The organism is Chryseobacterium sp. NFX27, assembly GCF_049887855.1.
GTDB lineage: Bacteria > Bacteroidota > Bacteroidia > Flavobacteriales > Weeksellaceae > Chryseobacterium.
Map to the genome: position 1 here is coordinate 234,620 of NZ_JAGEKK010000008.1, position 6,443 is coordinate 241,062.

A 6,443-nucleotide genomic window follows, 5' to 3' on the forward strand; every position below is an offset into this window, starting at 1 on the left:
AGATAAAACACAATGAATAAAGATAAACAGATAAGCAATGTTGCCATAAAACAAGTTGCCCTGCTGGCTATAATTCTGGTGCTTACCGGATTGATCTGTTTTAATCTTTCACTGTTCATACCATCAGTGCTTGGGGCGGTCACTATTTATGTAGTCTGCAGAAGATATAATTTCTATCTGCAGGAAGAAAAAAAATGGAAACCCTGGCAGGCATCACTTGTTCTGATGCTGGCCAGTCTTATTATCCTTATTCTTCCGATCTATTTTATTGCTGACCTTCTGATCGATAAACTTGGAAATGCGCAGGTTTATATGACAAAATTCAATGTGTTTCTAGATAAAATACATTCATATATCTATTCAAAAACAAGTTTTGATATTCTCAGCAAAGAGAATATGGATAAAGTAAAGAGTTCTGCAGGAAAGTTTTCCACTTCAGCAGTGAGTGGCACATTTAATACCCTTACTGTGGTACTGTCCATGTATTTTATTCTTTATTTTATGCTGGACAGGCCAAGACTGTTTGAGAAAATCCTGAGCTCTTCCGCACCATTAAAGAGGGCCAATATTTCTTTGATCGGCGATAAGCTTAGAAAACTGATCATAGCCAATGCGATTGGAATTCCTGTTGTGGCTTTAGGGCAGGGAATTGTAGCACTGGTAGGGTACTTTATCTTTGGAGCACCCGGTCCGGTTCTTCTTTTTGCTTTAACAGCTGCTGCTTCAATGGTTCCTGTTGTAGGCGCCGCTATTGTTTATATTCCCGTATGTATATTTATGATTGCTGAGGGCAACACAGGGCAGGGACTTGGTTTGGCCGCTTATTGTTTGGTGGTGGTAGGACTTACGGATAACCTTCTTCGGTTTACCCTTTTAAAGAAACTCGAAAATATCCATCCATTGAATACGGTGTTCGGAATTATTATGGGAATGAATTTATTTGGATTTATGGGATTGATTTTCGGTCCTATCCTTATTTCGTTTACCATGCTTCTGATCCAGGTGTACAGGAATGAATTTTCAGATGAAGATACACCGCCGGATCTTCAACTGCCGGATAATAATGAGGAAGAAAAGGTTAATTTAATTGTATAAAAGTGGAAGACGTAAATTCAGAAATATTAAAAGAGATCTGCATCGTAAAGATGCCTTTCGGAAAATACGAAGGAACAGTGCTTGCTGATCTTCCGGTAAGTTACCTGGAATGGTTCAACAGAAAAGGTATGCCTAAAGGGAAATTGGGAATGCAGCTTTCAACGGTTTATGAAATTAAGCTGAATGGCCTGATGGACCTTCTGATACCGATCAGGGCTTCTTTAAGATAAAGACAGGTTTTTTTGAAACTTAAGATAGCATTTTCGATGCTTTTATTTAAAATCGTAATGCGCTTACTAATAGTGTATTACGATTTTATTTATGGAAACTTTCAGACATGTTTACCGACGTTCAAAATTCAAACCATTTTAGAAAACTCAACTGCAAAGGTACCATGCCCGGAATAACTAAAATATGAGTATAAACTATTCTAAAATGTTAAATTCAGTTTAATCATTAATAGGGATGGAATAGGCCTGTTTACTTCTTTAATACTTCACAATAATTTGATTTATAGCATATTGTTTTATATTTTTAATGCAGCAATTAATCATAAAACAATACCATGAATCAAACAATTTCAAATGAGGAATTTCACGCGGTCTTAAAACAGCTTCCAAAACCGCATTATCCTTTCCCTGATTTTATTCATCCTGATTTTCAGCAACAACGAGAGGAATATTATACTTGGATTGATACAGAATATACTATACACAGTAAGGAAGCGCGTGAAAAACACAAACAACATCAACTAGCTGATATTGCATCCCGAGGTTGTCCTTTTCTGAAAACAATTGCTGAACTGCGTCCCTTAGCCAATTATACAGCTAATGGAGCAATGATGGATGATTACTTTGACCGTTGTTCTCGTGACGAAATGTATACAATAACTAAACGTATAATGGCATTGGTGACTGGTGAGAATCCGGTAGAGCCTGATGAAAATGGTATATTTCACTTATTTTGGGTCTTGAGACAAGATGCCGTTAAAGGTGGAATTCCAGAACACATTTACAAAAGGTTTACAAAATCAATGAAAGATGTATTTATAGGCTATGCAGAAGAAAAAGTATATTACAGAGCAAATACAATACCTCCATTATCTATGTATCTGCTTATCCGGGAGGAAACAAGCGGTGTCAAGCCTTATTGCTATTATGTCGCTCTACAAAAAGAATATCGCAATATGCCTGATGATGTTTTTGATCATCCTTTTATTAAACGTATATACGCTCTTTCTTCTTTAATGATTGGTATACACAACGATATTATTTCGTTACCGAAAGAACTCAGCCGTGAAGGAGATACCATGAATCTTGTAAAAGTACTGCAGCAAGAAAAAAAAAAAATCATTAACACAGGCTTATATGGAAGCTCTTGAACTCCATGATACTTATTTAGAAGAGTTTTTATTATTACAAAAAAAACTTCCCTCTTTTGGTAATCACCAAGAACTTGTTTATGATTATGTCCAGGACTTAGGTATTATGATTGCGGGTGTTTACGCATGGCATACAAACGACACATTCCGCTATATAAATAATGGTTATGTGGAAGGAGAATATCACAGCTAGAGTTAGTTTTTACCAAACAACCAATATTGCAGAGCCTAATTACTGCATTGAATAAAATCTGACTCTTTTTTATTTTTTAAACTATCGCTAAAATTGTAAAATAATATTATTTGAAAAACCCTCGAAAAGAGCCGTTATTACACGAAACTCGTTTCAAGGGTTTTCATTTGATTTCAGGCGCTCGGATATCTTTGGTGCGGTCCTAATTCGTAATCCTTATTCTTTCAAAGCTGCGATCTCGTCTCTAAGCTTGGCTGCTTTTATGAAATCAAGGTTTTTAGCAGCCGCTTCCATTTCTTTCTGCTTCTGCCCGATGATTTTTTCAATGTCTTTATCCCCATAGCTGGCTTTTGTTTCTGCTGCCTTTTGAAGAATTTCCTTCTGGGTGTATTTTGGATCCGGGAAATCTTTACTCCTTCCTACAAGATTTTCTGAAATCTTTTTATTTAAAGCCGTAGGAACCAGTCCGTTGGCTTCGTTGTGCTGTATTTGTTTATTACGGCGGTATTCTGTTTCATCCAAGGCGGCCTGCATAGATTTTGTGATCTTATCTGCATACATAATCGCCTTTCCGTTAACGTTCCTTGCCGCACGTCCTACCGTTTGTATCATTGATCTTCTGCTTCTAAGCATTCCCTCTTTGTCAGCATCCAGAATGGCGACCAGAGATACTTCCGGAAGGTCAAGCCCCTCTCTTAAAAGATTGACTCCGATGAGTACATCAAAAAGGCCCAAACGTAAGTCCTGCATAATCTGAATACGTTCCAGCGTTTCTACATCTGAGTGAATGTATCTTGTCCTGATCCCGAATTTCATAAAATATTTAGTAAGTTCTTCGGCCATTTTCTTCGTTAGAGTAGTGACAAGAACCCTTTCGTCAGCGTCCGCTCTTTTTTGGATCTCCTCCATCAGATCATCAATCTGGTTCAGGCTTGGTCTTACCTCAATAACAGGATCCAGAAGACCTGTCGGACGGATGATCTGCTCAATATAAGCTCCTCCGGTTTTTTCCAGCTCATAATCTGCTGGTGTAGCAGAAACATAGATCACCTGGTTTTGCATCGCTTCAAATTCCTCAAATTTAAGAGGCCTGTTATCCATTGCGGCCGGAAGCCGGAAACCATATTCCACCAAGGCTTCCTTTCTGCTGCGGTCGCCGCCGTACATGGCGTGAACCTGGGGAACAGTAACGTGGCTTTCATCAATGACCATTAAAAAGTCTTTCGGGAAATAATCAATCAGGCAGAATGGTCTTGAGCCCGGAAGTCTTCCGTCAAGATACCTTGAATAATTCTCAATCCCAGAGCAGTAGCCCAGCTCCTTGATCATTTCAAGATCCAGTTCTGTTCTTTCCTGAAGTCTTTTAGCTTCCAGAGGTTTTTCAATAGAATTAAAGAAATCTACCTGTTTTACCATATCGTCCTGAATGCTTCTGATAGCCCCGTTTAAAGTTTCTTTTGATGTCACAAAAAGGTTTGCAGGATAAATCTGGATTTGATCAAAATTAGCTTCCACATTTCCACTTACGGGATCAAAACTCTGAATTTTTTCTATTTCATCTCCAAAAAACTGAATTCTCACTGCATTGTCAGCATATGCCGGAAAAACATCAATAACATCTCCTTTTACGCGGAACGTACCTCTCTGAAAATCTCCCAGTGTTCTGGAATATAAAGCATTAACTAAAGAATGAAGAAGCGCGGTTCGTGTTACTTTTTCTCCAATAGCCAATGTAATTAGTGATTTATGAAATTCTGAAGGATTTCCGATACCGTAAATACAGGAAACAGAAGCTACGATCAGTACATCTCTTCTTCCCGAAAGAAGGCTGGCTGTTGCAGAAAGACGCAGTTTTTCGACTTCTTCATTAATGCTAAGGTCTTTCTCGATATAAGTTCCGGTTGTTGCAATATAGGCTTCCGGCTGGTAATAATCGTAGTAGCTGACAAAATATTCAACAGCGTTATCCGGAAAGAACTCCTTAAACTCCATGAATAACTGTGCTGCAAGAGTTTTGTTGTGGGCAAGAACCAAAGTAGGTTTCTGGACATTCTGAACAACATTGGCGACAGTAAATGTTTTCCCGGAACCCGTTACACCAAGAAGGGTCTGATATTTTTCGCCGATCTCGATGCCTTGGGTAAGCTTTTCGATCGCTTGTGGCTGGTCGCCCGTAGGTTTATATTCTGATTGAAGATTAAAATTCATAGGAAATGATGTATACAACAAAAATACGAAAGAAATTTTTAGCCTTCATACAGTATTTGGGAATGAATAGTTTAATCGTGCATTTTTTTCTGTCCGTAATCTATACAAATAAAAAAGCGCTAAACTTATAGCGCTTATTAACTTATCTTACTGAAAACTCATTGTAGCTGGTAGCTTATAGATTGTTGCAACTGGTTTTCCTTCTTTGGTGGCAGGCTTCCATGTGGTTTCGTCACTTATTGCTGTAGCTGCTTTTAGGAGCTCATTGTTGAAAATTTCATTATCTCCTGATACCGTTATCTTTGTTGTTTTTCCTGTTTCATCTATGTGGATGTACGCGGCCGAGCTTATGAAACCACCTTTTTTATGGTCAAGTACACTTGTATCTAGCATAAGGCCAACCTTTTTTCGTAAAGCTTCTAATCCCCCCGGATATTCTGCCTGGCTAAAATTTTTATCAGAATTTATATTGGCATTTGTGTTATTACCTTCATTGCCGGATGGCTGTGTTGTTTTTTTTGGAGAAATGGTATCTGCAATGGTTTTTGTATTTTCCTTCTTGAATTCCATTACGGTATTGGGCTTTTCTGTTATTTTTTCGGAATACTCAGAATTCATTAAAGTGACTTGAGGGAATTGCACATTTTTTACAGTCCTTGTGCTTGCTTTTTGAAGATGAACAGCAATAGGGTTGACTGCATATGTCTTTTCTGCGAATAAGGCTGTTGCTGCAATGAGAGCTGTGATTCCCGCCGCTTTTTTTAGGACAATGAATCTGGATTTTTTCTTTGTCATCATAATAAATCGTTTTTTGGTGTTGTTAAAATTAAATGAATGGGTAAGAGGCAGATTCTGAATATTGATAATCTCATCAAGTATCAAATTCTGATATTCTTTTATATCGTATCTGCTGTTCAAAACAGCTTCGTCTGCAAGAAATTCATGGTTGGTGATGATCGTTTTTTTATAAATAAGAAGAACGGGATTGAACCACATGAAAATCTTCAGGATATCCATAAAAATAAGGTCAAGGCTATGCTTTTGGTCAATGTGATTTTTTTCATGCAGGAATATTCTTGGGTCTATTACATTATTTTCTATATAATTTCTACCTAAATAAATAGTATTCCAAAAGCTAAAAGGAGGAAGGTTTTCATAGGTTACCATAACCGTGTAATTTTGGTAGATCATCTTTTCGCCCCGTATTTTTTTGATAGCTGTAATTGACAATGTACTTTTTATTAAAAGGAAAAGAGCAACCGCTCCATAGATGAGCCATACCATATCCATCCAATCAAAACTTACCTGGCCAGGCTGGATTGAGATAATCTGTGTGGCATCTTCAAATATAAGCTTAGATTTACTCTCTGTTTTTGGTGGTGGTACTGTGATTGAAATGAATGGGATTACATGAGAGAAGATCAAAGAAAAAATCAAATAAAAGAGGCTGTCTCAAAAGTGAGACAGTTCTTTTTTTATGCGCAAAAAAGGAAAGCTCAAAGCTTTCCCAGTTTTTGCAAATTGATTAATTTGCTGTGTGTTAAGTAAATCAAAAATAGTCTTTAA

Annotated in this window: 6 protein-coding genes; 4 read left to right on the forward strand and 2 right to left on the reverse strand. The window is 37.5% G+C overall.

Going from position 1 to position 6,443, the window contains the following annotated elements:
* Positions 1-12: 12 nt before the first annotated feature.
* The 4 genes from J4Q03_RS11620 to J4Q03_RS11635 all read left to right on the forward strand — a co-directional run bounded on the left by J4Q03_RS11620 (position 13) and on the right by J4Q03_RS11635 (position 2,669).
* On the forward strand, positions 13-1,095 hold the full coding sequence (locus J4Q03_RS11620; protein WP_426048336.1) for an AI-2E family transporter: 1,083 nt from the start codon (positions 13-15) through the stop codon (positions 1,093-1,095).
* Between the two features lie 2 nt (positions 1,096-1,097).
* Positions 1,098-1,325 carry a DUF3820 family protein gene (locus J4Q03_RS11625; RefSeq protein ID WP_426048337.1) on the forward strand — a complete coding sequence of 76 codons (228 nt, stop codon included), beginning with the start codon at positions 1,098-1,100 and terminating at the stop codon, positions 1,323-1,325.
* A 335-nt stretch (positions 1,326-1,660) separates the two neighbouring features.
* Entirely contained in the window at positions 1,661-2,476 is an 816-nt protein-coding gene (locus J4Q03_RS11630) for a terpene synthase family protein (RefSeq protein WP_426048338.1), read from the forward strand.
* Positions 2,463-2,669, forward strand: a complete 207-nt coding sequence (locus tag J4Q03_RS11635) for a hypothetical protein (RefSeq protein WP_426048339.1) — start codon at positions 2,463-2,465, stop codon at positions 2,667-2,669. The genes J4Q03_RS11630 and J4Q03_RS11635 overlap by 14 nt, the downstream gene beginning before the upstream one ends.
* Before the next feature lie 216 nt (positions 2,670-2,885).
* On the opposite strand, the gene uvrB is transcribed toward J4Q03_RS11635, so the two are convergent.
* Both uvrB and J4Q03_RS11645 read right to left on the reverse strand, forming a co-directional pair.
* Positions 2,886-4,877: an excinuclease ABC subunit UvrB gene (gene uvrB, locus J4Q03_RS11640; RefSeq protein ID WP_426048340.1), complete on the reverse strand. Its 1,992-nt coding sequence runs from the start codon at positions 4,875-4,877 to the stop codon at positions 2,886-2,888.
* Positions 4,878-5,024: 147 nt separating this feature from the next.
* Entirely contained in the window at positions 5,025-6,302 is a 1,278-nt protein-coding gene (locus J4Q03_RS11645) for a M56 family metallopeptidase (RefSeq protein WP_426048341.1), read from the reverse strand.
* Positions 6,303-6,443: the final 141 nt, after the last annotated feature.

Coding starts and splice junctions, on each gene's coding strand:
- J4Q03_RS11635 (WP_426048339.1), top strand. CDS start 2,463: ATGGAAGCTCTTGAACTCCATGATACTTATTTAGAAGAGTTTTTATTA.
- uvrB (WP_426048340.1), bottom strand. CDS start 4,877: ATGAATTTTAATCTTCAATCAGAATATAAACCTACGGGCGACCAGCCA.
- J4Q03_RS11620 (WP_426048336.1), top strand. CDS start 13: ATGAATAAAGATAAACAGATAAGCAATGTTGCCATAAAACAAGTTGCC.
- J4Q03_RS11630 (WP_426048338.1), top strand. CDS start 1,661: ATGAATCAAACAATTTCAAATGAGGAATTTCACGCGGTCTTAAAACAG.